Below are 25,594 nucleotides of genomic sequence, written 5' to 3' on the forward strand. Positions count from 1 at the left end.
AATTTAACTGATTTCAATAATTAAAAAACAGGGCGCTAGCTCGTTGTTTTTAGGTGCATAACTGGCTCAGACTTACGATTTTAGGTGTACATTGAACCTATATAGTACTAAAATAGTCCTATATATGAGGTTATTATGTTAAGAGTCAGTAAACTTACAGATTACGCGAGCGTTATTTTGACGCATATTGCTCATCATCCAGATGCGCTTCATGCTGCTTCTGACTTAACCAATGCAACAGGTGTTGCGTTACCCACCGTGAGTAAGATTCTTAAATTGTTAACAAAAAATAACATTTTAGTCTCTCACCGTGGATCTAAAGGTGGTTACGCATTAGTAAACTCCCCCAGTGAAACAAACGTGGCTGACATAATTACCGCGATAGAAGGCCCAATTAGTATGACTGAATGCAGTACGATTTCAGGTCTATGTGAACAGGAAGCCTCGTGCGAAGTTAAGGGTAATTGGCATTTAATAAACAGAGCCGTCTATACCGCTATTGAGGCGGTTAGTCTGGCAGATATGATTACCCCGGTTAGGCAGCAAACAGTTAATTTTAGTGTGCCAGAAATGGTCAAAACAAGTGATTTAAAAGTGGAGAGCTAGATGTCAGCATCTAATGAAAATTTAAAAGATAGGATAGGTCAAGCGTACAAAGATGGTTTTGTGACGGATATTGAATCAGATTCTTTTCCGCCAGGCCTAAATGAAGATGTTATCAGAGCCTTGTCAGCAAAAAAAGAAGAGCCTGAGTTTTTGCTGGAATGGCGATTAGAAGCATATCGGCATTGGCTAACAATGGAGCACCCCGAGTGGGCGTTTGTTGAATTTCCTAAAATAGATTTTCAGGATATCAGCTATTACTCAGCGCCAAAAAGTATGGAAGATGGGCCTAAGAGTTTAGATGAGGTGGACCCTGAACTTATCAGTACCTATAACAAATTAGGAATTCCACTGGAAGAGCAAATGCGTCTTGCCGGTGTGGCCGTTGATGCTGTGTTCGATAGTGTTTCTGTCGCGACCACGTTTAAAGATAAACTAGCTGAAGCGGGTGTTATATTTTGTTCATTCTCAGAAGCAGTTAAAGACCACCCAGAGTTGATTAAACAGTACTTAGGCACTGTGGTTTCACAGTATGATAATTTTTATGCAGCGTTGAATGCTGCGGTGTTTAGTGATGGCTCATTTGTATACATTCCTAAGGGCGTTCGCTGTCCAATGGAACTGTCTACTTACTTTAGAATTAATGCGGCTAATACCGGACAGTTTGAGCGAACCTTAATTGTCGCAGATGAAGGTAGCCATGTCAGTTACCTAGAAGGTTGTACAGCGCCTATGCGAGATGAAAACCAATTGCACGCAGCAGTGGTTGAATTGGTGGTTTTGAAAGATGCTGAAATTAAATATTCAACTGTTCAAAATTGGTATCCGGGTGATGAGAACGGCCTTGGTGGTATTTATAATTTTGTAACAAAACGCGCTGATTGTCGTGAAGACAATGCCAAAGTGTCTTGGACACAAGTTGAAACAGGTTCCGCGATTACGTGGAAATACCCCAGTGTTATCTTGAAGGGTGATAATTCTGTTGGCGAGTTTTATTCAGTTGCGTTGACAAATAATTACCAACAAGCAGATACCGGCACAAAAATGATCCACCAAGGAAAGAATACGAGTAGTACAATTATCTCAAAAGGTATTTCGGCGGGGCATGGGCAAAATACGTATCGCGGTCTTGTTAAAGTAGGTCGAGGTGCTGAAAATGCTCGAAACTATACACAATGTGACTCGTTGTTAATGGGTGACCAATGTGGCGCGCACACCTTTCCGTATATAGAAACAAAAAACCCTACTGCGACCATCGAACATGAGGCGTCGACCTCTAAGATCAGTGAAGACCAATTATTTTATTGCATGCAACGAGGCATTTCTGCCGAAGATGCTGTCTCGATGATTGTGAACGGATTTTGTAAAGAAGTGTTTAAAGAATTACCGATGGAGTTTGCGGTTGAAGCGCAGGCCCTACTTGGCATTAGTCTTGAAGGCAGTGTTGGTTAATAAATAAAATAGTTAAGGAATAAAGATATGTTAAAGGTTGAAAATTTACACGTCAGTGTAGAAGGAAAAGAAATTCTTAAAGGTATTAATTTAGAAATTGGCGCTGGTGAAGTACATGCGATTATGGGTCCAAATGGCTCTGGTAAAAGTACCTTGTCATACGTGCTCTCTGGTCGAGAAGGCTATGAAATAACCGAAGGCCGTGTATTATTTAACGGTAAAGACTTGTTTGAAATGAGTGTAGAAGAGCGTGCTTGGGCAGGCGTATTTCTGGCTTTTCAATACCCGGTAGAAGTCCCAGGCGTGAGCAATATTTATTTCCTAAAGGCTGCACTTAATGGTGTGCGTAAATTTAACGGCTTACCAGAGCTTGATGCGATGGATTTTATTTCCATGGTAAAGGGAAAAATGAAAGAGCTCGATATGGATGAAAAGTTTCTATACCGCGCCGTTAATGAAGGGTTCTCTGGTGGTGAGAAAAAGCGTAATGAAATTCTTCAAATGTCAGTATTAGAGCCCTCATTATGTTTGTTAGATGAAACAGATTCTGGTTTAGATATTGATGCGCTTCAAGTCGTTGCTAAAGGCGTTAACCGTCTACGTAACCCTGAACGTTCATTTGTTTTAGTGACTCATTACCAGCGTTTGCTAGATTATATTAAACCTGATTACGTTCATGTATTAGCTCATGGACAAGTCGTTAAGTCAGGTGGTCCAGAACTAGCATTAGAACTTGAAAAACAAGGCTATGCTTGGGTTGACGAAAAATTAGCGAGTTAATTATGTCTGTTACGCATTTACCAAATACTCATTACACTGGCTTAGTGCTAGATCAAAAAAAACAGCTTCTTGGTGAAGGGTTTGATTGGTTAGCTAATCTACGTAAACAAGCGGCAGAGCAATTTTCTGCTAGTGGTTTTCCAACGTTTCGTGAAGAAGAGTGGCGATATACGAATATTACGCCGATAGAAAAGAATCAATTTACACTGCCTGATGTCGCTGGACAGGTCGATTCTGCATTTGTCGATAGTGTCTTGTTAGATGACTGCCATCACATCGTGTTTGTTGACGGCTTTTATCAAGCTGAGCTTTCTTCGCTTAAGGATATACCGAATGGTGTGATTGTTTCCGCTTTGAGTGATGGCCTAGTCGATAACGAAGCGCTTATTAAGTCATTATTGGATTCTGTAGTAGAAACACCAGCGTTAGGGTTCATTAATTTTAATACCGCTCTTTTTTCTGATGGTGCGTTGATTTGTATTGAGGAAAACACGGTGGTCGATAAACCGATTCAGGTAGCGTTTATCTCATCAAAACAAGGCGCATTAACACTGAGTAATACAAGAAACTTAATACTTGCTCAAGCATCATCAAAAGCACAAATCATTGAAACCTATCATGCAGTTGATGACAGCTGTTATCTTACAAACGTTATCAGCGAAGTGGTTGTTGAGCCGAATGCAAACTTATCACACCACCGTTTACAATCTGAATCTACAAGCGCCTATCATATTGGTGGTGTTTATTCACGGCTTGAGAAAAATGCAATATTTAATCAGAACAGTTACACTTTTGGTGCAAGTATCTCGCGCACGGAGGCTCATGCAACCCTAGGAGAAGCCTCTGACTGTACTATGGATGGTTTATATGTTGGACAAGATCGTCAGCATATGGATCAACATACGCGCTTAAATCATGCACAGCCGCACGCTGTTAGTAATGAGTTCTATAAAGGAATTTTAGGCGACCATTCAACGGGTGTTTTCCAAGGGCGTATTATTGTTGCGCAAGATGCTCAAAAAACTGATGCAGCAATGAATAACAGAAATTTATTGTTATCCGATCGTGCCGAAGTTGACACCAAGCCACAATTGGAAATTTATGCTGATGACGTTAAATGTGCTCATGGTGTAACGGTTGGTCAGCTTGATGATGCAGCTGTTTTCTATTTGCAGTCTAGGGGCGTTGACAACCAGACTGCAAAAAATATGTTGACCTTCGCGTTTGCCAACGAAATGATTGAGCGAGTTAGTTTTGAACCATTAAGAATGGCCTTGTTAGCTAACTTGCTTAAACGCTTCCCACAGGCCGGTATGAAAAAAGAGTGGTTATGAATCAATCAGTAGAAAATTTAGCCGCGTATGATGTTGATAAAATCCGTCAGGACTTTCCTGTCTTAGATCAGCAAGTTCGGGGTAAACCATTGGTATACCTTGATAATGCAGCGACAAGCCAAAAACCTAAGCAGGTGATAGATAGTATCGTTAACTATTATGAAAACGATAATGCTAATATCCATCGAGGTGTTCATACATTAAGTGAGCGGGCTACTTTATCGTATGAGAATGCGCGTAAAACTGTTCAACAGTTTTTGAATGCAGCATCAGAAAAAGAAATTGTTTTCACCCGTGGGGCGACAGAAGCTATTAACTTAGTCGCCAATGGCTTAGCAGAAACAATTAAACAAGGCGATGAAATATTGATCACCGCGATGGAGCACCATTCCAATATTGTTCCTTGGCAGATGTTATGCAAAAAAACAGGGGCTAGCTTAAAGGTGGCACCAATTAATGAGCATGGTGAGCTGATGCTGGAAGAGTTTGAAGCATTGATAAGCAACAAAACTAAGTTTGCGGCTATATCGCACATGTCCAATGCGTTGGGAACAATTAACCCAATTAAGCAACTAATCGACCAGCTTCATCAGCATGATGTTCCTGTTCTTGTGGATGGCGCTCAAGCAATTCCTCATATTTCAGTTGATGTGCAGGCGCTTGATTGTGAATTTTATGTGTTTTCTGGGCATAAATTGTACGCACCAACCGGTATTGGTGCTCTGTATGGAAAAATGGAGCAACTTGAACAAATGGCGCCTTATCAAGGTGGTGGTGACATGATCAGTGTTGTTACATTTGATAAGACGGTCTATAACAAAGTACCGTATAAGTTTGAAGCGGGAACACCAAACATTGCTGGAACGATTGGTTTAGGCGCAGCAATAGACTATGTAAACAGCATTGGGGTTGATGAGATAGCGGCGCATGAAAATGCATTATTAAACTATGCTGTAGCACAAGCTAAACGCATTGATAAATTAAGAGTTATTGGTACGGCTAAAGAAAAAGGAGCGATTATGTCGTTCGTTTTAGACGGTATCCACCCGCATGATATTGGTACGATGATGGATCATCAAGGTATTGCAGTTAGAGCAGGGCATCATTGTGCAATGCCTGTGATGGATTTTTTTGGAGTGCCTGCCACTGCGAGAGCTTCATTTGCAATGTATAATACGCATCAAGAAGTCGATGCTTTGATGGCTGGAATTGAAAACTTAATAGAGATGTTTGGCTAATGTTGGATGATTTAAGAGATCTATATCAAGAAGTTATTTTTGATCATAATAGAAACCCAAGAAATTTCCGCGCGATGGACGATGCAGATCGTCAAATAGACGGCTTTAATCCATTATGTGGAGACCGATTAACGCTTTTTATAAAATTTTCAGACGGTAAAATTAGTGATGCTAGCTTTCAGGGTCAAGGTTGCGCAATTTCAACAGCCTCCGCATCATTGATGACAGATATCGTTAAAGGGCAGACCGAAGAAGAAGCTCAACACCTATTTTCATTGTTCCATAAAATGGCAACGGGTGAGCATGTTGAAATGGACGAGCTTGGAAAACTAGCCGTATTAGCAGGTGTCTGTGAATATCCTGCACGTGTTAAATGTGCAACATTACCATGGCATACGTTAGATGCTTTGTTACAAGGGTCAGAAGAACCGGTAACAACCGAATAACCACCTTTAGTAACTTTTAGCCATGCGTGAGCTTAACCCAATCATTAATAAGATTAGTGACCTAAAAGAGCGTACTTTATCGCTTAGGGGGTACCTTTGACTTCGAAACAAAAGACGAGCGTTTAACCGAGGTTTTACGCGAATTAGAAGACCCTGACGTATGGAATGATCCTGATCGAGCACAAACATTGGGTAAGGAACGTGGCCAACTAGAACTTGTTGTCAATACTATTAATGAATTAACTAGCGCGTTAGCAGATGCAAGTGACCTGTTGGAAATGGCTGTTGACGAAGATGATGATGAGACAGTCGCGACAATAGAAGAAGACTTATTATCTTTTGAAAAAAAAGTAGCGGCACTTGAATTTCAACGCATGTTTGCAGGTGAGATGGATGCAAATAATGCTTTCTTAGATATTCAAGCAGGCTCAGGTGGCACAGAGGCCCAAGATTGGGCTGAAATGATTTTGCGTATGTACCTGCGGTGGGCGGAGCAACATGATTTTAAGACAGATATCATCGAGATTTCAGCTGGTGATGTGGCCGGTATTAAAAGTGCAACAGTGTCTATTCAAGGAGATTATGTATTCGGTTGGTTAAAAACTGAAATTGGTGTGCATCGATTAGTGCGGAAATCACCATTTGATTCAGGTAACCGTCGTCATACATCTTTTGCTGCTGTTTTTGTATCACCAGAAATTGATGATGATATTGATATTGATATCAATCCAGCTGATTTGAGAATTGATGTGTATAGGGCCAGTGGGGCAGGTGGGCAGCATGTTAACAAAACAGAGTCTGCTGTGCGCATTACACATGAACCGACCAATACGGTTGTTCAATGTCAAAATGATCGATCGCAGCATAAAAATAAAGCCACAGCAATGAAGCAATTAAAAGCTAAGCTGTATGAGCTAGAAATGCAAAAGAAAATGGCTGATCAACAAGAGCAAGAAGAAAGCAAATCAGATATTGGCTGGGGAAACCAGATTAGGTCTTATGTATTAGACCAATCAAGAATTAAAGATTTACGTACAGGTGTCGAAACTGGCAATACACAAGCAGTCCTCGATGGGTCGTTAGACCAATTTATTGAAGCCAGTCTAAAAAGTGGAATTTAAGTGATGAGTGAACAAAAGAACAATAACCCAGAGCACGATGAGAATAAATTAATTGCGGTTCGTCGTGAAAAACTCGCTGAGATAAAAAAATCAGGCAATGCTTACCCTAATGATTTTAAGCGCCAACACTATGCTGAAAGCTTACAAGCCGACTATGATCAATTTGATAAAGAAACATTAGAAACTAAAGCAGTTAACGTTTCTTTAGCTGGCCGCTTAATGGGTAAACGCGTTATGGGTAAAGCGAGCTTTGCTCACATACAAGATATGACTGGGCGTATGCAACTATTCGTTCAACGAGACAGCCTGCCTGAAGGGCATTATCAAACATTTAAAAGTTGGGATATCGGTGACATTCTAGCGGTTGAAGGCGTTTTATTTAAAACCAAAACGGGTGAGTTATCAGTTCGCGTTGCATCAATTAGATTGCTAACAAAGTCTTTACAGCCCTTACCTGAAAAATTTCATGGGCTCACAGATCAAGAACAACGTTATCGCCAGCGGTATGTTGACTTGATTATGAACGAAGAGTCACGAAAGGTATTTCAAACACGTAGTAAAGTGGTTAGCTATATTCGTCAATACCTCGTTGATCATAACTTTATGGAAGTTGAAACCCCAATGATGCATGTCATTCCAGGTGGTGCAACGGCTAAACCATTTGCAACGCATCACAATGCCTTGGATATGGAGTTGTTTTTACGTATTGCCCCTGAATTGTATCTAAAACGCTTAGTCGTTGGTGGTTTTGAACGAGTTTTTGAGATTAATCGTAGCTTTAGAAATGAGGGACTTTCAACACGTCATAATCCTGAGTTTACAATGCTTGAGTTTTATCAGGCGTTTTCAGATTACAAAGATATGATGGATTTAACTGAAGATATGCTTCGTTCACTGACTGAACGTGTTCTTGGAACAAATATCGTTCATTATCAAGGTGAGGATTATGACTTAGGTAAGCCTTTTAGGCGTATGTCGGTTATTGAGTCTATTTTGCATTATAACAACGATATAACTCGGGAAAACTTGGCAACAAAAGAAGCTGCATTAGAAGTGACTAAACGCTTAAAAATTCCAGTTGAAGACAGTTATGGACTAGGGAAAATTCAAATTGAGATATTTGAAAAAACGGTTGAAGAGAAGCTTCATGAACCAACGTTTATTACTGAGTACCCAACAGAAGTGTCACCGCTTGCCCGTAGAAGCGACAAAGACCCGTTTGTAACCGATCGGTTCGAGTTTTTTGTTGGCGGGCGTGAAGTAGCTAATGGCTTTTCAGAGCTTAATGATTCAGAAGACCAAGCTGAACGTTTTAAACAGCAAGTAGAAGATAAGGAAGCAGGTGATGATGAGGCTATGCATTACGACGCAGATTACATTCGTGCACTAGAAGTGGGTATGCCCCCAACCGCAGGTGAAGGAATTGGTATAGACCGTTTGGTTATGTTTTTAACTGATTCGGCTTCAATCAGGGATGTAATTTTATTCCCTCATATGAAATTAGAAAACTAACCGTTTTACTCGATTTCTAAGGTGTATTTCTTAGGCATGGATTGGTGCTAGGCCCATTGCCCAAAGACTAACTGTCGCAACTAAAATTCCAACGATGGTTACTAAACCGATAGTAAGGACAGCACTGGCAAATAGAAAACCTCTTTCTTGATTAATTCCCATTACAATGGGAATGCCGGTGTATAAAAGATAAACGGCATAAGCAATGGCGATAAGCCCCATAATAAAAATAAGCCAAGGGATGGGTGCGCTGGCAAAAATACCACTCAGGAAGAAAGGTGAAAGTATCGTAATGCTTAATAACATACAGGTCGATAGATCTTTACTTGCCCCATATGTTGCTGCCATCCAATGGATTGCTTTACCTATAATCGCGGTGCCAATTATACAAGCCAAATAGAAAGCGACGGCTAGTGGAATGGTACTTTGATAAGTGAATCTAAAATTTCTGTCGCCAATATCCCAGCCAATTACTGCAGCACCAATGAAAGCAGATACTGCCGGGATTGCTGTCAATAAAAGGATATATTTATAAAAGCACTCAGCAATACTGATTTTTCTATCACGGATCTTAATCCATTCTTTATCTGATCGTATGAATTTACCGGTAAGGTGTTTAAGTATCATTTGAATTCCTTTTTAAATTATTGGCTGATATCTCAGTAATAAGTATGAACTAATCTAAGTATCTATCTCTAAATATTAATACTTTCTTGATCTAGATCATTATTAATTTAATTGTTGTGCAATGAATATTTAAGAAGCTAATGCAGTACCGGGTAACACCTTTGTTATAATCTTGCTTTTTTACAATATTCATTTCAATGCATTTACTTGATTTCCTTAAACCATGGGAGTTTTCACCTGTCTTAATGGTGTCATTCTTATTGCTCTTTTGGTTATATACGCGTGGTTTTATGGCGATTAAGAGGGTGGATAGAACGGCTAAAACGTATTGGCAGGCAGTCAGTTTTTATATTGGTTTGTTCTCAATATATATTGTTTCTCATACCTACATTGATTACCTGTCTCAGTATATGTTTTGGGTGCATCGTTTCCAGCATTTAGTTTTGCATCATTTAGCACCCATGTTAATGGTTCTGGGTGCTGTGGAAATTGTGCGTAAAGGCTTGCCGAATTACTGGCCGTGCTGGTCGTCTGTGCCAACACTTATTAGGTGGCCTTGTGAGCGTCTATACCACCTTATTCAACACCCTGTGTTAGCCCCTATTTTGTTTGTTGGTTTAATTTATTTGTGGCTAATACCCGACATTCACTTTATAGCGATGCTCAGTAAGAAGTTGTATTATGTAATGAACTGGTCGATGCTTCTTGATGGCTTTTTATTTTGGTGGTTGGTATTAGGCCCCGAATGGCGTGGGGAAGGGAAGGGGTTTAAAACGCGTATCATCATGATGTTCGTCGTTGTTGTTCCTCAACAATTATTAGGGGCTTATTTAACCTTTAGTACCGATGTTATTTATGATGTATATGATGTGTGTGGCCGTGCATGGCCCATTAGCCCTATAGCTGATCAAATTTATGGTGGTATTATTACGTGGATTCCAGCTAGCATGATGAGTGTTTTAGGGCTTGTTTTAGTATTACGTCGCCGTTTGAATTATCAAAAAAATGAAAATTATGAAAAAAATTAAGTCCATTGCCGCTATAGCTATCCTTATCACATTATCAGCATGTGCTGAAGACGAGCCGACACGTTTAACCAATGTCAGTGGTTTAATACCAGACCTTAGTTTTGAACTTATTGATGAAGATAATAAGGTGGTGACAGCAAGTGATTACCATGGTTACACAGTAGCGTTATTTTTTGGTTTTACCAATTGTCCAGGAATCTGTCCAACGACCATGCACCAACTATCACAGGTGTTAGCCGACGTTGACCCTGAGGGTTCTTCGATGAAAGTTTTATTTGTCTCGGTTGACCCTAAGCGAGACACGGTAGAAAAACTTAAAAAATATACGGATATTTTTGGCCCAGCGTTTATTGGGCTTCGTGGCGATGAATCAGCGGTTAAAGAAATGACAAAAAAATACCGTGTGACGTTTGGTTATGGTGATTCTGATGCCCAAGGCAATTACGAGGTTTCGCACAGTGGAGCGGTTTTTGTTTTTGATTCAAAGGGTGAGGCAAAGTTATTAGCAACTCAGTCATCAACGACAGAAGACATGATATATGATGTGAAAAAACTCGTTAATTTATAAATTAACGAGTTTTTTAGTCACGATGCTCTGGCTGATTTTGATCGTCTGGTATCAGGGTTGATAAAAAGCAGCTTGTAAATATAGCCTCTTATCGTTACGCACTACATTATTGCAAACTTTATTCCCCTAAGCCGTAAGTTGGTTTATGTAGAGTTAGCTCACTTTTATCATCTAACTGCAGTGCTTCATCATTAATAAACGATGTTTTAAGGACGACTAGTCCGGTGTTGGTTTCACCACCTATATTAAGTGAATTTAATATAGTCCCAACACTGTTAGGGTCGTCAGGACAATGGATGCTTTCACCTGCGGCGCGATCTTTTTCTGTGTGAAATTGAACCAACCGCCTTTTAACGGTGCCTTTATAATGCATTCTAGCGACAACTTCCTGCCCCGTATAACAGCCTTTTTGAAAATTAATTCCATTCAAAAGGTCCATATTTAACATTTGTGGGATAAATAACTCGCTTGTCTCTGTTGTTATTTCTGGAATGCATTCATTAATCAATAGTAGCTGCCAATCTGTCTCGTTGCTCTGTAATGCTATTGATGGGTCTGTCTTAGCAGTCGTGTATTGTTGGGTTGCAACGATTAATAAGGAAAGCTCGCTATCAGATTGATATTTAATGCTTTTTAAAGGCGCTAATAAGCTGCTCATTGCTGGAGGGAGAGGCTGGTTTATGCCAAATACTTTGTAGTCATTTGATGCGTCAGTAATCTCAACCTTTGATCGAAATACAAACATTTTCATACGTTTGATAATAATTGAGGCCATATCACTAGATAAAACCATGTAATAGGTTTCGTCGTGTTTTATTAGGTGAAATAATGTAATTACTCTGCCTTTTGGGTTACATACGGCTCCAAAAACAGCGTCAGAGTTTTTTAAAGTCAATACGTCACAAGTTGTTTGGCCTTGTAAAAAATGAGCTGCATCCTCTCCTGAAAAAGCAATAATTTTCTTACTACTTGAAAGGTCATATAGGGTAGTTGTATTCATATGCTTAGACTTACAATTCATGAGAGACATATTGTAACGTTAAAAAATTATGTTGCGGCACAAAAACCGTCAGTATATCCTTGAATATAAATGACTGATGTTTTAATCTAACGAGCTTCTGAATTGAGGTGTTTTAATGCGCAAAGAACTGGAACCAGCAGAGCAATTAAAAAAAAATAATGCTGAAAAAGACAATAAGCCTACACCGGAATTAACAAAAGAAATCAATGGTCGTTCTGGTCCAGAACCAACTCGCTACGGGGATTGGGAAAAGAACGGAAGATGCATTGATTTTTAATATATTTTTTACATCATCAAGAGGGTTTACATGAGTAGTAATAACAGACCACTATCACCGCACCTAGATGTTTACAGGTTGCCATTATCAGCATTGCTTTCAATCGTTCATCGCGGTACAGGGGCTTTTTTAACGCTTGGGACTCTTGTTCTAGTTTGGTGGTTAATGGCGTTAGCCGGCGGTGAAGAATCGTTTATCTCTGCACAACAGTTTATGGGGAGTTTTATAGGGCGATTGGTTTTGTTTGGTTGGACATTTGCTTTGTTTTTTCATTTATCAAACGGCATTAGGCACTTGGTTTGGGATGCTGGTTATTGTTTTGAAAAAGCTGACGTTGAAAAAACGTCTTATATTGTCTTAGGGGTATCTGCTTTCTTAACAATTGTTGTTTGGATTGTTGCCTTTTCATCTGGAGCGGGAGCATAACATGAGTTTAAGATCACCACTTGGCCAGGCTAAAGGCCTAGGTTCAGCAAAAGACGGTTTACACCACTGGTGGGCTCAACGTGTAACGGCCGTTGCCCTTATTCCATTAACAATTTGGTTTGCGTTTAAAGTGGCTGTACTCAGCATGGCTGATTACACAACCGTTGTAGACTGTATTGGCACGCCTTGGTCTGCTGCTTTGATTGTTAGTTTAGTTGTTGCTGCTTTCTATCATGCCGCATTGGGTATGCAAGTTATTTACGAGGACTATATTGGTGCTAAGGCTGTACGAATTGCCGCCATTATGGGGACTAACTTATTATTATTTTTATTGGCCGCTGCAAGCATTATTGCTGTGGTACGCATTGCTGTGGGAGGCTAGAGCTGTATGAGTATTGAAGATTATAAAATAACCGAACACAAGTACGATGTTGTGGTGGTCGGTGCTGGCGGTGCTGGTTTACGTGCAACCTTTGGGATGGCGCAAAAAGGCTTAAAAACAGCGTGTATTACTAAAGTTTTTCCTACGCGTAGTCATACTGTTGCTGCGCAAGGTGGTATTAGTGCAGCGTTAGGTAATATGGGTAAAGATGATTGGCGCTGGCATATGTATGACACCGTCAAAGGGTCTGATTGGTTGGGTGACCAAGATGCTATTGAGTATATGTGTCGTGAAGCGATTCCTGCAATTGTTGAGCTTGAACATTATGGTGTGCCATTTTCTCGTACAGAAGAAGGCAAAATCTATCAGCGTCCTTTCGGTGGGATGACCACTAATTATGGTGAAGGGACTGCACAACGTACTTGTGCAGCGGCTGACCGAACAGGTCATGCAATCCTTCATACGCTATATCAACAATCTTTAAAACATGATGCAGAGTTCTTCATTGAGTACTTTGCGCTTGATTTAATTATGGATGACGACGGTGTATGTCGTGGTGTATTAGCACTTAAAATGGACGACGGTACGCTTCATCTGTTCCGTTCACACATGGCTGTCATGGCAACCGGTGGGTACGGGCGTTCATACTTCTCTTGCACCTCTGCGCACACCTGCACTGGTGATGGTAATGCTATGGCGTTAAGAGCTGGCTTGCCTCTACAAGATATGGAATTTGTTCAATTCCATCCCACAGGTATATACGGCTCAGGTTGTTTGATTACTGAAGGTGTGCGTGGTGAAGGTGGCTATTTAACTAATTCTAAGGGTGAGCGCTTTATGGAGCGTTATGCGCCGAACGCTAAAGATTTGGCCTCTCGCGATGTAGTGAGTCGCTCCATGACGATTGAAATTAATGAAGGGCGTGGCGTTGGTCCAGATGGGGATCATATTAACCTTCATCTGGAACACTTAGGTCCTGAAGTTATTGAAGAACGTTTACCGGGTATTGCCGAAAGTGCAAAAATATTTGCAGGTGTAGATGTCAGCAAGGAACCTATTCCTGTTCTACCAACCGTGCATTACAACATGGGTGGTATTCCAACCAATTATAAAGGTGAAGTTGTTACTCTTGATGGTGATAACCCAGATAAAGTTGTAGAAGGGTTGATGGCTATTGGTGAGGCTGCTTGTGTGTCTGTTCATGGTGCGAATAGATTAGGGTCAAATTCACTATTAGATTTAGTAGTGTTTGGCCGTTCTGCAGCTATTAGAGCTGCTGAAGTGGTTAAACCTGGTACGGATCATCCAGACTTGGCAAAAACTGCCTGCGATAAAGCATTAACTCGCCTAGATAAGTTTAGAAATGCAAATGGTTCTAAAAGAACCTCAGAAGTTCGCCTAGATATGCAAAGAACCATGCAAAAGCATGCGGCTGTGTTTAGAACAGGTGAGTCTATGCAAGAAGGTGTTGAAAAACTTAGAGAAGTTCAAGAATCATTTAAAGACGTGTCGATCTCTGATCGTTCACTAATTTGGAACACTGATTTAATAGAAACACTGGAACTTGATAACTTATTGTCTCAAGCAGCGGTAACGATTGAAGGTGCTTTAAATAGAGAAGAAAGCCGTGGTGGTCATGCACGTGAGGATTTCCCAGATCGTGATGATGATAAATGGCATAAGCATTCAATTATGTGGTTTGACGATCAAAATAAGGTCAGTATTAAGTTCCGCCCTGTACATATGTATACATTGTCGGATGATGTGGATGTTGTTCCGCCTAAAAAGCGTGTCTACTAAGATTTAACGAGGATAAATAAATGGCTGAATTTACACTTCCAAAAAACTCTGTAGTACAAGAGGGTAAAACTTACCCTGCACCTGAAGGTGCTACCAATATTCAAGCAGTTGAAATTTATCGTTGGGACCCAGATAGCGGTGAAAACCCACGCGTTGATAAATACTTTCTTGACCTAGATACTTGTGGCCCAATGGTATTGGATGCCATTATCAAAATTAAAGATGAGGTTGATTCAACATTAACTTTTCGCCGTTCTTGCCGTGAAGGAATTTGTGGCTCTTGTTCGATGAATATTAATGGTAGAAACACCTTGGCCTGTACCAAAGATATTGGTGATATTGATGGGCCTATTAAGATTTACCCCTTACCGCATATGCCCGTTGTAAAAGACATTGTGCCTGACCTAACGCACTTCTATGCTCAATACGCCTCTATCAAACCTTGGATTCAATCAACAACACCACCTCCACCTGATAAAGAGCGGCTACAGTCAAAAGAAGACCGCGCACAACTTGATGGTTTATATGAATGTATTCTTTGTGCATGCTGTTCAACATCATGCCCAAGTTACTGGTGGAATGGTGATCGCTACCTAGGTCCAGCTATCTTGCTGCAAGCTTATCGTTGGTTAGCTGATTCGCGTGATGAAAATGCAGGTGAGCGTTTGGACGAGCTTGAAGATCCTTTCAAATTGTATCGTTGCCATACCATTATGAATTGTACTGAAACCTGTCCGAAAGGTTTGAATCCAGCAAAAGCCATCGCTGAGATTAAAAAACTATTAGTTGAACGAAAGATTGCTTAATGTCTGATAAATCAAAGCTCCTTTGGCGCTGCCGACGTGGCGTGAAGGAGCTTGATGTTCTTTTTACTCGTTTTGTAGATACCTCTTATGATGCGCTCTCAGCAGCTGAAAAAGAGGCATTTAATAAACTACTAGAAATTGAAGACCCTGAAATATTAGGTTTCATGCTCTATGGTGATATTCCAAAGGATCAAAACGTAGCCCGTATCGTTGAAAAAATTTGTACCGACCTTTGAAATAAACATACAACCATCGAATAGAATTAGGTGGTTTGCTTATAGCGTCTTTATATTCTCACTGATGGCTTGTTGGTTAAATGCCTTGGCTTTTCCAGCCCAAGTTATGTTGAGCGTATTTGTCATATTGATGATTTCCCATACCGTTCACATTGGTGCTTTAAATGTTGCTCAAGTCAAAAAAATACGCTGTAAGGAAAATGCTGATTGGCTGATAGAGAGAAATCATGTTAAACCTCATGTGTATCGTCTTAAAGAAACCACAAGACTCTTAGGTCCGCTTATTTTTCTACATTTCCAGTCAGACACCAAGACCTTATATTTGGCATTAAGCAGTGACTCTATGACTAACGAGGAGAATAGAAAACTGCGTGTTGCGTTAAGGGTATATAAAAACCAGCTGCTAAACCCTAAGGTTTAAGGATTGTATCTTTTTTAAAGTGCTTATCATCTAGGTTAGGATAATCTCGTGTGTAATGTAAGCCACGGCTTTCCTTACGTAGAAGCGCACTATCGATAATAAGTTCTGCGGCGGTAACGAGATTCCTTAATTCGAGAAAGTCACTGGTTACATGAAATTTACCGTAATACTCTTGTATCTCTCGTTTTAATAGCTCAATACGATTTTTAGCTCGCTGTAACCGTTTGGTTGTTCGAACAATACCCACGTAATCCCACATGAACTGGCGCAATTCAGCCCAGTTATGTGAAACGACAATGGCTTCATCTGAATTAATGACTTTTGAATCGTCCCAGGCTGGGATGTTGGGCTGTTTTTTGGTGTTTTTTAAGAAACGAGTGATATCAACACTGGCCTGTTTGGCGAAAACTAAACATTCAAGAATAGAGTTGCTGGCCATTCTATTAGCACCATGTAACCCAGTGAAAGCAGTCTCTCCAATAGCATATAAACCGGTAATGTCGGTTAGTCCGTTTTTGTCAGTCATTACGCCGCCACAAGTGTAATGCGCCGCAGGAACAACAGGTAACGGTTCTTTGGTCATATCAAAACCGAAATCAAGGCACCTCTCGTGGAGCATGGGGAAATGTGATTTTGTAAACTTAGCGGTACGATGGCTAATGTCTAAGAACAAAGAAGAAACCCCTAAACGCTTCATTTCATGATCAATCGCACGGGCAACAATATCACGAGGGGCGAGTTCTGCACGTTTGTCAAAATTTGGCATAAAACGTGTGCCGTCTGGCAATAATAAAAGTCCACCTTCTCCTCTAACCGCTTCGCTGATTAAAAAAGACTTGGCTTCTGGGTGAAATAAACAAGTCGGATGAAATTGCATAAATTCCATGTTAGCGACTCTACAACCAGCGCGCCATGCCATAGCAATGCCGTCGCCAGTTGAAACATCGGGGTTGCTGGTATACAAATAAACCTTGCTCGCTCCGCCTGTTGCGAGCGTAATGCAAGGTGCTTTCATGCTAAATACGATATCTTTTTTAGCGTCCAGTACATAACAACCGATGACCCTTTTTTTACCGCTTAGGGTGTCTGTTTCTGTGACTAAATCAATAACATTATGGTGTTCAAAAATCTTAATATTCGGCTTATTAAGCACTTGTTCGTTTAGTGCAAGTTGCACCGCTTTACCCGTTGAATCATCTGCGTGAACAACACGCCTATAGGAATGACCACCTTCTTTAGTAAGGTGCAATTGACTGTTTGATTGCGTGCTCTTATGAGTGGAAAACGCGACATTATTCTTCATGAGCCAATCAATACTGCTTTTACCGTTTGATACCACTAATTCAACAACATCGTCATGGCATAAGCCAGCACCAGCACGCATGGTATCTAGGCGGTGAGATTCTAATGAGTCAGCGCTGTCTAAAACGGCTGAGATGCCACCTTGGGCATAATAAGTACTGCCTTCAGACATATTTAGTTTTGAAAGAATAGCAACTTGAAGGTGGTCAGGTAATGAAAGGGCAAGTCCTAGACCAGCGGCACCGCTACCTATAATGATAACGTCATAAGAAAGTGAATGATCAGGCATATTAATTTATTTGATTAGACTTACTCTTAAGGGTCATAATGGAAAAACTTTGTTACTTTACACGGAATAATTAATAAATTGCTTTTTTCTTCTAAACAATTGAACTCCTTCTTAATACGACTGTCTTTAGGGCAAGCGTTAGAGTTATCTGTACAAGTTTATGTGAGCAGGTATGTCTGACCAAGATGATCAGCAATTAATCGCGCTTGTTAAAGAGGGTGATAAGAAGGCGTTTGATAGATTAGTTATTAAATATCAGCAGCGTATTATTCAATTGGTGAGCAGGTATATTAGTGATGCAAGTGAGGCTCAGGATGTGGCGCAAGAAGCATTTATTAAAACGTATAAAGCCTTGCCGAATTTTAGGGGAGATAGTGCTTTTTATACATGGTTATATCGTATTGCCGTTAACACAGCTAAAAATCACCTTGTTTCTAGAGCACGAAAATCTTCTGATCATACGGTGGATGTCAATGATGCAGAAAATTTTGAAGGCGCTTTTCAACTTAAAGAAGGCGACACGCCTGAACACCTGTTACTTAGTGAAGAGATTAGAAACACTATTCAACAGGCCATTAACGACCTGCCAGACGAATTGAGAAATGCGATCAGCTACCGAGAACTAGATGGAATGAGTTATGAAGAAATTGCACAAAAGATGAAGTGTCCGGTTGGTACAGTTAGGTCACGCATATTTAGGGCTCGTGAAGCCGTGGATAAAATACTAAAACCATTGCTCTAATTAGGTTATTGATTAGGAAAAAAAATGAATGACACGCATAAACAACAACTCTCATCGCTGCTTGATAATGAATTAAGTAATTATGAGATGAAAGAGTTATTAGCCGAAATACAAAGTGATCACGAGCTCAATCAAACCTTAGATCGTTATGCACTTATTAGAGAAGTATTAAGTGAAGAACCAGATGTTCATCAACAATCATTTTTAAAGCAAGTTCAGGCGGCAATTGTTGCGGAGCCAACAGTTTTAGCCCCCCAACGTAATAAATCAGACAGCAAAACATATATAACGGCAGCCATAGCGGCCTCAGTGGCCATTTTCGCAGTCATTGTTTTTAATATAAATAATGTGCCCTCCGTGTCCCCACAACAACAATCTATTGCATCACTTGACCCTCAAAAGGAAGAACATTTAGCCCTAGAAGAGCCCGTTGATGATGAGTTAATAGTTAATGAAAATACATTACGTCCTCAGTTAGTTACCTTTGGACGGTAATTGATTAACTCTCCGGTTTATCGGAATAACGTGGTGAATAATTTGCTGTTTAATAACAGGTTTCAGTATTTTTAGTAAAAGCACTTAAAACTAATATAACCAAGTGGAAATAGATGTGATTGAAGAAATAGCCGTCGTACAATCGGTAGACCATTCATGGGTTAGTGTTGAAACCACTCAAAGCTCTTCATGCCAAAGTTGCAAAGAAGCGTCTTCCTGCTCGACTTCAACGTTATCAAAATTTTTTGGGTCCAAAAAAATTCAACTTAAAATGCAATCAACGTTACCACTAAAAGAGGGTGATGAAGTTGTTATTGGTATTAGCGAAAAAGTGTTTTTGGGATTAACCGGTTTAATATATTTTGTACCCTTATGTGCGCTATTTCTCTTTGCAATAGTAGGCCAATACCTAACCGAACAATTCAATTTAAATAATGAATTATTAACTATCGTTCTAGCACTTATTGGTTTTGCTGGTTGCTATCAATTTATTAAAAAATTAATTGAGAGCTTTTTTGAAGTACAGAAAATTAACCCAGTAATCTTGAAAAAAATTTAATGCTCCCCATTTATTTTGAATCGTTATAAAAAGGAAAACTTATGTATACACGTTTGAGCCGAAGTATTTTTTTTATAGTTATGTTATCGGGGTTGTTTACGAATGCTGTAGCTAATGGTTTGCCTGACTTCACGGACCTAGTAGAGAAAAATAATAAAGCCGTTGTAAATATCAGCACAACGCAAAAAGCGCAACAGCACAGTGTCTTGCCTGAAGGTTTCGAGTTTCCAGAAAACCAGCCTTATAGTGATTTGTTAAAACATTTTTTTGGTGGCCAAGGGCAAAGGCCACGCCAACGCGAGTCTCGTTCATTAGGGTCAGGGTTTATTATTTCAAATGATGGGTTTTTGTTAACCAATCACCATGTTGTTAAAAATGCAGATGAGATTTTCGTTAGGCTTCAGGACCGTAGAGAGCTTAAAGCCGAATTGATTGGTAGTGATGAGCGTACCGACGTTGCGTTACTAAAAGTAGATGCTAAAGACCTCCCTGTTGTGAAATTAGGTTCATCTAAATCACTTAAAGTAGGGGAGTGGGTATTTGCGATAGGCTCACCCTTTGGTTTTGATAGCTCAGTGACGGCGGGAATTGTTAGTGCTAAGGGTCGAAGTTTACCTAAAGAGAATTACGTGCCTTTTATTCAAACGGATGTCGCGATTAACCCCGGCAATTCTGGTGGCCCCTTATTTAATCTAGAGGGCGAAGTGGTTGGTATCAACTCACAAATTTATAGTCGCTCTGGTGGCTTTATGGGTTTATCATTTGCAATTCCGATTGATGTTGCGCTAAATGTAAGTAACCAATTGAAGGAATCTGGTCATGTTATTCGCGGCTGGCTAGGTGTTCGTATTCAGGATGTTACTCGTGAACTAGCAGAATCCTTTGAGATGGATAAACCTCAAGGTGCCTTAGTGGCTCAAATTGTTCCTGATAGCCCAGCAGAAAAAGCAGGCATTCAAGTCGGCGACGTTATCATAAGTTTTAACGGTGAAAGTATAAGTCGCTCATCCTCTTTACCTCCTTTAGTAGGTGCCGCTAATATCAAAAATAAGGCTCGAGTAACCGTTATTCGCAATAAGAAAACTAAAGTGCTTACGGTCACGCTAGAAAATTTACCAGAAGATGAACAAGCATCAGCTACCGATGTAATTGAGTCAAAGGGTAATAGTATTCTTGGCATGTCTATAAAAAACTTAACAAAACAGATGCGTGATGAGCTAGGAATTAAGCAATACGGTGTTCTTGTTGCCTCTGTTGATAATGGGAATGCATCAAATGCGGGTATTCGTGCCGGTGATATTATTATGCAACTTGATGGCCAGTCAGTTAAAAATACCCAGCACATGAAAAAGTTGGCTTCTAAAATAAAAGAAGGAAAGTTTATTTCTGTGTTAATAAATCGACAAGGGAACCCAATTTTCCTCGCATTGAAAAAATAATAGGTACAATACACGCTATAAAATTAAACGCCTCTTTTGAGGCGTTTTTAACTATGTGAATCGGATGATTTATATACGATTTAGCCTACATTTACGGTCTATGACCCCGATTGACGAGTAAAAACGTGCCTGATATTAGCTTAACAAGAAATTTTTCTATCATTGCCCATATTGATCATGGGAAATCTACTCTTGCAGATCGCTTAATCCATATATGTGGAGGTTTGAGTGAACGTGAAATGGAGGAGCAAGTCCTTGATTCAATGGATATTGAACGTGAACGTGGTATTACCATTAAAGCGCAAAGTGTTACCTTGCATTACAAAGCAAACGATGGAATAACCTATCGATTGAATTTTATTGATACACCTGGTCATGTAGACTTTTCATATGAAGTATCACGTTCTTTAGCAGCCTGTGAAGGAGCTTTATTGGTGGTTGATGCCGCGCAAGGAGTTGAGGCGCAAAGTGTAGCGAATTGTTATACCGCTATTGATTTAGGGCTAGAAGTTCTACCGGTACTAAATAAGATAGATTTACCCTCTGCAGAGCCTGAACGTGTTGCAGAAGAAGTAGAAGAAATTATAGGTATTGAAGCAATTGATGCGCCTCAAATTAGTGCTAAAACTGGATTGGGTGTTGAATTGGTTTTAGAAGATATTGTAAAGAATGTGCCTGCGCCTAAGGGGGATCCTGATGCCCCTTTACAAGCGTTAATTATTGATTCTTGGTTTGATAATTACCTGGGTGTTGTCTCTTTGATTCGTGTTGTTAATGGCACGATAAAAAAGAAACAGAAAATCAAAATGATGTCTTCAAATAATATTCATTTAGTCGATCAAGTTGGTGTTTTTACGCCCAAAAGGGAGGTGCTTGATGCACTGTACCCTGGTGATGTGGGGTTTATGGTTGCTGGCATTAAAGATATTTATGGGGCTCCAGTTGGTGACACGATCACCTTTTCGAGCCAGCCTGCGGAAAACTCATTGCCGGGTTTTAAAAAGGTTCAAGCACGTGTGTTTGCCGGCTTGTTCCCTTCAAGTTCTAATGATTATGAGAACCTTCGAGAAGCATTAAATAAATTAAAGCTTAATGATGCCTCTTTAAATTATGAACCAGAAACGTCTGATGCACTGGGTTTTGGGTTTCGCTGTGGTTTCTTAGGTATGCTGCATATGGAAATCATTCAAGAACGTCTTGAACGTGAATATGACTTGGACCTAATAACTACCGCACCAACGGTTGTTTATGAAGTGCTATTACATAACGGCGATATTATTGAGGTAGATAACCCAGCAAAGCTGCCTGATATTTCAACAATTGCTGAAATTCGTGAGCCGATAATTGAAGCCCATATACTGGTTCCTCAAGAGTATTTAGGAAATGTGATTACGTTATGTATTGATAAACGTGGCGTACAAACAAAAATGCAATACATGGGCAAACAAGTGTCATTAAGCTATGAGATACCTATGAGTGAAGTGGTATTAGACTTTTTTGATCGTTTAAAATCTGTTAGTCGCGGATATGCATCGTTTGAATATGAGTTTAGACGTTTTCAAGCTGAGCCCTTAGTAAAATTGGACGTGCTTATTAATGGCGACAGGGTCGATGCCTTATCCCTAATTGTACATCGAGATATTAGCCAAGGGCGTGGCCGCGAGTTGGTTGAAAAAATGAAAGACCTTATTCCAAGGCAGATGTTTGAAATTGCCATTCAAGCCGCTATTGGTGCGAAAATTATTGCACGCTCCTCAGTCAAAGCACTTAGAAAAAATGTGACGGCTAAATGCTATGGTGGTGATGTTTCTCGTAAACGTAAACTATTAGAAAAGCAAAAAGCCGGGAAAAAACGTATGAAACAAGTTGGTAATGTTGATATTCCACAAGATGCCTTTCTTGCGGTGCTTAAACTAGGAAGTGACTAATGCATTTTGACTTTTCTGCCGCACTAACACTCGCCACCTTTATAACTGGGTTTATTGCCGCTATTTATTGGCTTATAAAACGGTTGAAAAAAAGCCAAACCGCCCGTAAAGAGCCACTGATTGTTGAGTATTCAAAATCATTTTTCCCAGTGCTTTTATTCGTTTTGGTTTTGCGCTCGTTTATTGTAGAGCCATTTAGAATCCCCTCCAGCTCGATGATGCCAACATTACTAATAGGTGACTTTATTTTGGTTAACAAGTTTTCCTACGGCATACGGTTGCCTGTTGTTGATACAAAAATAATTGATATCGGAAAGCCAGAACGAGGTGACATTATGGTTTTTCGTTACCCCCAAAACCCCTCATTAGATTACATTAAACGCGTGATTGCCTTACCTGGTGATAAAGTCGGCTATTTCGATAAACATATTTTTATTAATGGTGAGAAAATAATACAAAAACCCTTAGGTCTGTACAAAGGTGTTGGCCAAGGGGAGAATATGACAGGTGCCTTATTGCAGCATGAGCAACTACAAGCGAAAGAACACGAGATACTTATTATGCAACAACGTCCGTCAGTTGAAGGTGAAATAATAGTGCCTGATGGACATTACTTCATGATGGGAGATAACCGTGATAACAGTAATGATAGTCGATACTGGGGTACGGTCCCTGAAGAAAATATAGTCGGTAAAGCGTTTATGATTTGGATGAACTGGGATGCTGATAATAAAGGTGTCGATTGGTCAAGATTAGGTTCAATAATACAGTAGGATTAATTATAAAAAGGAAATATGGTATGAATTCATCAAAGCAAAAAGGGTTTACTCTTGTCGGGTTAATTTTAGTTTTCGGCTTAATAGGCATTATTACATTAAGTGTTTTGAAGGTATTCCCTGTTTATATGGAACACCTTGCTGTTAAAAAGGCAATGGAAGCGATCGAGATGGATCAAGACTTAAGTAAAATGAGTGTTGGGCAGATAAGGGGCTTGTTTCAGAAAAAACTGGATATGAATCAGGTGAACAGTATTAACGCCAAAAACGCCAAAATCAACCGTTCTCTTAGCGACATTACGATGAAAGTTGACTATGAGGTTCGTAAAGACTATATCGGCAATGTTGATTTAATCCTCTCATTTAGTGATGAGTTTGAAGTACCTATTTAAAGTAAATTAGATGATATGTTGAGCTTTGATGCTAGCAGGCTGCAAAAAAAAATAAATACAATATTTGATGATCATGCTTTACTCGAACAGGCATTAACGCATCGAAGTATTAGTAAAAATAATAATGAGCGTTTAGAGTTTTTAGGCGATGCTATTTTAGGGTTTATTATTGCCGATGCAATCTATGAGAAATTTCCTGCGGCTGATGAAGGCGTGATGAGTCGGCTTCGTGCGCATTTGGTTAATGGAGAATCGTTAGCAAATATTGCTAAAATGCTGCAGTTAAGCGATGAATTGGTACTGGGGCCGGGCGAGATGAAAAGTGGTGGTAAACACCGAGCTTCGATTCTTTCTGATGCTGTTGAAGCATTAATAGGTGCCATGTATAAAGATAAAGGGCTCAACGAAACGAGATCTTGGGTGTTGACGATATTCAAAACACAATTAGATTCATTAAGTTTAGATACCGCTTCAAAAGATCCAAAAACTCAATTACAAGAATATCTACAAGCGCGTGGTATAGCGGTACCTCGCTATAATGTAATCTCAACCACAGGACTGGATCATAATCAGCAATTTAAAGTTGAGTGCCAGGTTGACGGTGTGGAAGAAGTGGTATGCGCAACAGCTAGCTCTCGGAAAAAAGCCGAGCAAAAGGCTGCATCAAAAATTTTAGAGGGTTTATTATCATGACAAAAAAATCATTCAAAAGTGGTTTTGTTGCCCTTATAGGTGCACCAAATGCAGGTAAATCAACCCTTTTAAATAATATATTAGGGCAAAAGATCAGCATTACTTCTAGACGACCACAAACGACGCGTCATCGGATATTAGGCATTAAAACAACGGAAGCATCGCAAGTTGTGTATGTTGATACGCCAGGTATGCATTTAGGTGGTAAAAGGGCGTTAAATAAATACTTAAACAAAACCGCAGACACCAGCCTAATGGGGGTTGATGTGATTGTTTGGGTTAAAGATGATATGCAATGGGATGCTATTGATATCTCTATTCTTGAGAAGTTAAAAAACGAAGGAGCACCTGTCGTTTTAGCGATTAATAAAATTGATAAGGTTGCTGACAAAGAAAGCTTATTGCCATTTATTCAGAAAATTAGCCTCGAACACGATTTTCAGTCGATTATCCCTATTTCTGCTTTAACAGGTAAACAATTAGGTGAGTTTGAACAGTTGCTTCTAACGTTACTTCCTGAGGGTGAGTTGATGTTTCCGGAAGATCAAGTAACCGATAGCTCTGAACGATTTATGGCAACAGAAATTATTCGAGAAAAGCTTATACGTCGTCTAGGGCAAGAAATTCCTCATTCATTAAGCATTAGTATTGATCAATACAAAGTGGAAGAAAAAATAACCCGTATTCATGCTGTTATTTGGGTGGAAAGGGATGGGCAAAAGAATATAGTCATAGGCGATAAAGGCGTAGGGCTTAAAGAGGTTGGTACGCAGGCCCGTCTGGATATTGAGAAAATGCTCGAATCAAAGGTTTATTTGAATTTATGGGTAAAGGTTAAGAAAAACTGGTCGGACAATGAACGAGAATTGATCAGTTTAGGGTATCGGGGTATCGAATAACT

General features: G+C 39.8%; 29 protein-coding genes. 26 read left to right on the forward strand and 3 right to left on the reverse strand.

Translation table 11 applies throughout. The features are described 5' to 3' along the window. Positions 1-135 precede the first annotated feature (135 nt). The 8 genes from CYCPU_RS0105255 (at position 136) to lysS (ending at position 8,486) form a co-directional block, all read left to right on the forward strand. Entirely contained in the window at positions 136-606 is a 471-nt protein-coding gene (locus CYCPU_RS0105255; protein WP_015005859.1) for an SUF system Fe-S cluster assembly regulator, read from the forward strand. Continuing rightward, positions 607-2,055, forward strand: coding sequence for a Fe-S cluster assembly protein SufB (gene sufB, locus CYCPU_RS0105260; protein WP_015005860.1), 1,449 nt, complete (start codon positions 607-609; stop codon positions 2,053-2,055). A 27-nt stretch (positions 2,056-2,082) separates the two neighbouring features. Next, the gene (gene sufC / locus CYCPU_RS0105265) at positions 2,083-2,835 is read left to right on the forward strand and encodes a Fe-S cluster assembly ATPase SufC (RefSeq protein WP_015005861.1); all 753 of its coding nucleotides are present in this window, start codon (positions 2,083-2,085) and stop codon (positions 2,833-2,835) included. Positions 2,836-2,837: 2 nt separating this feature from the next. Then, complete coding sequence (gene sufD, locus CYCPU_RS0105270) at positions 2,838-4,169, forward strand: Fe-S cluster assembly protein SufD (RefSeq protein WP_020162121.1); 1,332 nt, start codon at positions 2,838-2,840, stop codon at positions 4,167-4,169. Further along, positions 4,166-5,407, forward strand: coding sequence for an aminotransferase class V-fold PLP-dependent enzyme (locus tag CYCPU_RS0105275; RefSeq protein WP_020162122.1), 1,242 nt, complete (start codon positions 4,166-4,168; stop codon positions 5,405-5,407). Before sufD ends, CYCPU_RS0105275 begins: the two co-directional genes overlap by 4 nt. Continuing rightward, positions 5,407-5,853: a Fe-S cluster assembly sulfur transfer protein SufU gene (gene sufU / locus CYCPU_RS0105280; RefSeq protein ID WP_015005864.1), complete on the forward strand. Its 447-nt coding sequence runs from the start codon at positions 5,407-5,409 to the stop codon at positions 5,851-5,853. The genes CYCPU_RS0105275 and sufU overlap by 1 nt, the downstream gene beginning before the upstream one ends. 22 nt (positions 5,854-5,875) lie before the next feature. Then, a protein-coding gene (gene prfB, locus CYCPU_RS0105285) for a peptide chain release factor 2 (protein WP_156815269.1) occupies positions 5,876-6,974 on the forward strand; the annotation gives its coding sequence in 2 pieces (ribosomal slippage) (positions 5,876-5,950 and positions 5,952-6,974; 1,098 coding nt in all). 3 nt (positions 6,975-6,977) lie between these two features. Continuing rightward, positions 6,978-8,486 carry a lysine--tRNA ligase gene (gene lysS, locus CYCPU_RS0105290; protein ID WP_015005866.1) on the forward strand — a complete coding sequence of 503 codons (1,509 nt, stop codon included), beginning with the start codon at positions 6,978-6,980 and terminating at the stop codon, positions 8,484-8,486. 30 nt (positions 8,487-8,516) lie between these two features. Here lysS and CYCPU_RS0105295 read toward each other — a convergent pair whose 3' ends face one another. Then, positions 8,517-9,113, reverse strand: coding sequence for a Yip1 family protein (locus CYCPU_RS0105295; RefSeq protein ID WP_016390741.1), 597 nt, complete (start codon positions 9,111-9,113; stop codon positions 8,517-8,519). Between the two features lie 197 nt (positions 9,114-9,310). On the opposite strand from CYCPU_RS0105295, the gene CYCPU_RS0105300 reads away from it, so the two are divergent. Both CYCPU_RS0105300 and CYCPU_RS0105305 read left to right on the forward strand, forming a co-directional pair. Next, positions 9,311-10,141: a cytochrome c oxidase assembly protein gene (locus CYCPU_RS0105300; protein ID WP_015005868.1), complete on the forward strand. Its 831-nt coding sequence runs from the start codon at positions 9,311-9,313 to the stop codon at positions 10,139-10,141. Continuing rightward, positions 10,128-10,709, forward strand: coding sequence for an SCO family protein (locus tag CYCPU_RS0105305; RefSeq protein WP_020932674.1), 582 nt, complete (start codon positions 10,128-10,130; stop codon positions 10,707-10,709). Before CYCPU_RS0105300 ends, CYCPU_RS0105305 begins: the two co-directional genes overlap by 14 nt. A 118-nt stretch (positions 10,710-10,827) precedes the next feature. Here CYCPU_RS0105305 and ygfZ read toward each other — a convergent pair whose 3' ends face one another. After that, the gene (gene ygfZ / locus CYCPU_RS0105310) at positions 10,828-11,709 is read right to left on the reverse strand and encodes a CAF17-like 4Fe-4S cluster assembly/insertion protein YgfZ (protein WP_020162125.1); all 882 of its coding nucleotides are present in this window, start codon (positions 11,707-11,709) and stop codon (positions 10,828-10,830) included. A 136-nt stretch (positions 11,710-11,845) separates the two neighbouring features. Here ygfZ and CYCPU_RS11905 point away from each other — a divergent pair, with 136 nt between their 5' ends. Genes CYCPU_RS11905 through CYCPU_RS0105345 form a run of 7 tightly spaced genes read left to right on the forward strand, consistent with a single transcriptional unit; the run spans position 11,846 to position 16,078 of the window. Further along, the gene (locus tag CYCPU_RS11905) at positions 11,846-12,007 is read left to right on the forward strand and encodes a DUF1674 domain-containing protein (protein ID WP_015005871.1); all 162 of its coding nucleotides are present in this window, start codon (positions 11,846-11,848) and stop codon (positions 12,005-12,007) included. A gap of 30 nt (positions 12,008-12,037) precedes the next feature. Continuing rightward, complete coding sequence (gene sdhC / locus CYCPU_RS0105320) at positions 12,038-12,433, forward strand: succinate dehydrogenase, cytochrome b556 subunit (protein WP_020162126.1); 396 nt, start codon at positions 12,038-12,040, stop codon at positions 12,431-12,433. 1 nt (position 12,434) lies between these two features. Then, positions 12,435-12,815, forward strand: a complete 381-nt coding sequence (gene sdhD / locus CYCPU_RS0105325) for a succinate dehydrogenase, hydrophobic membrane anchor protein (protein WP_015005873.1) — start codon at positions 12,435-12,437, stop codon at positions 12,813-12,815. A 6-nt stretch (positions 12,816-12,821) separates the two neighbouring features. After that, on the forward strand, positions 12,822-14,615 hold the full coding sequence (gene sdhA, locus CYCPU_RS0105330; RefSeq protein WP_015005874.1) for a succinate dehydrogenase flavoprotein subunit: 1,794 nt from the start codon (positions 12,822-12,824) through the stop codon (positions 14,613-14,615). Between the two features lie 20 nt (positions 14,616-14,635). Further along, positions 14,636-15,421, forward strand: a complete 786-nt coding sequence (locus tag CYCPU_RS0105335; protein ID WP_015005875.1) for a succinate dehydrogenase iron-sulfur subunit — start codon at positions 14,636-14,638, stop codon at positions 15,419-15,421. Beyond that, positions 15,421-15,657, forward strand: a complete 237-nt coding sequence (locus tag CYCPU_RS0105340) for an FAD assembly factor SdhE (protein ID WP_015005876.1) — start codon at positions 15,421-15,423, stop codon at positions 15,655-15,657. Before CYCPU_RS0105335 ends, CYCPU_RS0105340 begins: the two co-directional genes overlap by 1 nt. Then, positions 15,632-16,078 carry a protein YgfX gene (locus CYCPU_RS0105345; RefSeq protein WP_232228590.1) on the forward strand — a complete coding sequence of 149 codons (447 nt, stop codon included), beginning with the start codon at positions 15,632-15,634 and terminating at the stop codon, positions 16,076-16,078. Before CYCPU_RS0105340 ends, CYCPU_RS0105345 begins: the two co-directional genes overlap by 26 nt. On the opposite strand, the gene nadB is transcribed toward CYCPU_RS0105345, so the two are convergent. Further along, on the reverse strand, positions 16,068-17,669 hold the full coding sequence (gene nadB, locus CYCPU_RS0105350; protein WP_016390735.1) for an L-aspartate oxidase: 1,602 nt from the start codon (positions 17,667-17,669) through the stop codon (positions 16,068-16,070). The two genes, CYCPU_RS0105345 and nadB, sit on opposite strands and share 11 nt — an antisense overlap. A gap of 172 nt (positions 17,670-17,841) precedes the next feature. Here nadB and rpoE point away from each other — a divergent pair, with 172 nt between their 5' ends. The 9 genes from rpoE to era all read left to right on the forward strand — a co-directional run bounded on the left by rpoE (position 17,842) and on the right by era (position 25,592). Then, a complete protein-coding gene (gene rpoE, locus CYCPU_RS0105355) occupies positions 17,842-18,411 on the forward strand; it encodes an RNA polymerase sigma factor RpoE (RefSeq protein WP_016390734.1) in 570 nt (189 codons plus the stop codon). A gap of 24 nt (positions 18,412-18,435) precedes the next feature. Continuing rightward, positions 18,436-18,906, forward strand: a complete 471-nt coding sequence (locus CYCPU_RS0105360) for a sigma-E factor negative regulatory protein (RefSeq protein WP_015005880.1) — start codon at positions 18,436-18,438, stop codon at positions 18,904-18,906. 115 nt (positions 18,907-19,021) lie between these two features. Continuing rightward, complete coding sequence (locus CYCPU_RS0105365) at positions 19,022-19,465, forward strand: SoxR reducing system RseC family protein (protein WP_020162128.1); 444 nt, start codon at positions 19,022-19,024, stop codon at positions 19,463-19,465. A 41-nt stretch (positions 19,466-19,506) separates the two neighbouring features. Further along, the gene (locus CYCPU_RS0105370; protein WP_015005882.1) at positions 19,507-20,904 is read left to right on the forward strand and encodes a DegQ family serine endoprotease; all 1,398 of its coding nucleotides are present in this window, start codon (positions 19,507-19,509) and stop codon (positions 20,902-20,904) included. Between the two features lie 125 nt (positions 20,905-21,029). After that, a complete protein-coding gene (gene lepA / locus CYCPU_RS0105375; RefSeq protein ID WP_026362606.1) occupies positions 21,030-22,832 on the forward strand; it encodes a translation elongation factor 4 in 1,803 nt (600 codons plus the stop codon). Beyond that, the gene (lepB, locus tag CYCPU_RS0105380; protein WP_015005884.1) at positions 22,832-23,605 is read left to right on the forward strand and encodes a signal peptidase I; all 774 of its coding nucleotides are present in this window, start codon (positions 22,832-22,834) and stop codon (positions 23,603-23,605) included. Before lepA ends, lepB begins: the two co-directional genes overlap by 1 nt. Before the next feature lie 26 nt (positions 23,606-23,631). Beyond that, positions 23,632-24,000, forward strand: a complete 369-nt coding sequence (locus CYCPU_RS0105385) for a DUF4845 domain-containing protein (protein ID WP_015005885.1) — start codon at positions 23,632-23,634, stop codon at positions 23,998-24,000. Positions 24,001-24,015: 15 nt separating this feature from the next. Then, positions 24,016-24,693, forward strand: coding sequence for a ribonuclease III (gene rnc, locus CYCPU_RS0105390; protein ID WP_016390732.1), 678 nt, complete (start codon positions 24,016-24,018; stop codon positions 24,691-24,693). Then, positions 24,690-25,592: a GTPase Era gene (era, locus tag CYCPU_RS0105395; RefSeq protein ID WP_015005887.1), complete on the forward strand. Its 903-nt coding sequence runs from the start codon at positions 24,690-24,692 to the stop codon at positions 25,590-25,592. The genes rnc and era overlap by 4 nt, the downstream gene beginning before the upstream one ends. Positions 25,593-25,594: the final 2 nt, after the last annotated feature.

The sequence above is a fragment of the Cycloclasticus pugetii PS-1 genome, assembly GCF_000384415.1.
GTDB classification, from domain to species: domain Bacteria; phylum Pseudomonadota; class Gammaproteobacteria; order Methylococcales; family Cycloclasticaceae; genus Cycloclasticus; species Cycloclasticus pugetii.

Coding starts and splice junctions, on each gene's coding strand:
- CYCPU_RS0105255 (WP_015005859.1), top strand. CDS start 136: ATGTTAAGAGTCAGTAAACTTACAGATTACGCGAGCGTTATTTTGACG.
- sufB (WP_015005860.1), top strand. CDS start 607: ATGTCAGCATCTAATGAAAATTTAAAAGATAGGATAGGTCAAGCGTAC.
- sufC (WP_015005861.1), top strand. CDS start 2,083: ATGTTAAAGGTTGAAAATTTACACGTCAGTGTAGAAGGAAAAGAAATT.
- sufD (WP_020162121.1), top strand. CDS start 2,838: ATGTCTGTTACGCATTTACCAAATACTCATTACACTGGCTTAGTGCTA.
- CYCPU_RS0105275 (WP_020162122.1), top strand. CDS start 4,166: ATGAATCAATCAGTAGAAAATTTAGCCGCGTATGATGTTGATAAAATC.
- sufU (WP_015005864.1), top strand. CDS start 5,407: ATGTTGGATGATTTAAGAGATCTATATCAAGAAGTTATTTTTGATCAT.
- lysS (WP_015005866.1), top strand. CDS start 6,978: ATGAGTGAACAAAAGAACAATAACCCAGAGCACGATGAGAATAAATTA.
- CYCPU_RS0105295 (WP_016390741.1), bottom strand. CDS start 9,113: ATGATACTTAAACACCTTACCGGTAAATTCATACGATCAGATAAAGAA.
- CYCPU_RS0105300 (WP_015005868.1), top strand. CDS start 9,311: ATGCATTTACTTGATTTCCTTAAACCATGGGAGTTTTCACCTGTCTTA.
- CYCPU_RS0105305 (WP_020932674.1), top strand. CDS start 10,128: ATGAAAAAAATTAAGTCCATTGCCGCTATAGCTATCCTTATCACATTA.
- ygfZ (WP_020162125.1), bottom strand. CDS start 11,709: ATGAATACAACTACCCTATATGACCTTTCAAGTAGTAAGAAAATTATT.
- CYCPU_RS11905 (WP_015005871.1), top strand. CDS start 11,846: ATGCGCAAAGAACTGGAACCAGCAGAGCAATTAAAAAAAAATAATGCT.
- sdhC (WP_020162126.1), top strand. CDS start 12,038: ATGAGTAGTAATAACAGACCACTATCACCGCACCTAGATGTTTACAGG.
- sdhD (WP_015005873.1), top strand. CDS start 12,435: ATGAGTTTAAGATCACCACTTGGCCAGGCTAAAGGCCTAGGTTCAGCA.
- sdhA (WP_015005874.1), top strand. CDS start 12,822: ATGAGTATTGAAGATTATAAAATAACCGAACACAAGTACGATGTTGTG.
- CYCPU_RS0105335 (WP_015005875.1), top strand. CDS start 14,636: ATGGCTGAATTTACACTTCCAAAAAACTCTGTAGTACAAGAGGGTAAA.
- CYCPU_RS0105340 (WP_015005876.1), top strand. CDS start 15,421: ATGTCTGATAAATCAAAGCTCCTTTGGCGCTGCCGACGTGGCGTGAAG.
- nadB (WP_016390735.1), bottom strand. CDS start 17,669: ATGCCTGATCATTCACTTTCTTATGACGTTATCATTATAGGTAGCGGT.
- rpoE (WP_016390734.1), top strand. CDS start 17,842: ATGTCTGACCAAGATGATCAGCAATTAATCGCGCTTGTTAAAGAGGGT.
- CYCPU_RS0105360 (WP_015005880.1), top strand. CDS start 18,436: ATGAATGACACGCATAAACAACAACTCTCATCGCTGCTTGATAATGAA.
- CYCPU_RS0105370 (WP_015005882.1), top strand. CDS start 19,507: ATGTATACACGTTTGAGCCGAAGTATTTTTTTTATAGTTATGTTATCG.
- lepB (WP_015005884.1), top strand. CDS start 22,832: ATGCATTTTGACTTTTCTGCCGCACTAACACTCGCCACCTTTATAACT.
- CYCPU_RS0105385 (WP_015005885.1), top strand. CDS start 23,632: ATGAATTCATCAAAGCAAAAAGGGTTTACTCTTGTCGGGTTAATTTTA.
- rnc (WP_016390732.1), top strand. CDS start 24,016: ATGTTGAGCTTTGATGCTAGCAGGCTGCAAAAAAAAATAAATACAATA.
- era (WP_015005887.1), top strand. CDS start 24,690: ATGACAAAAAAATCATTCAAAAGTGGTTTTGTTGCCCTTATAGGTGCA.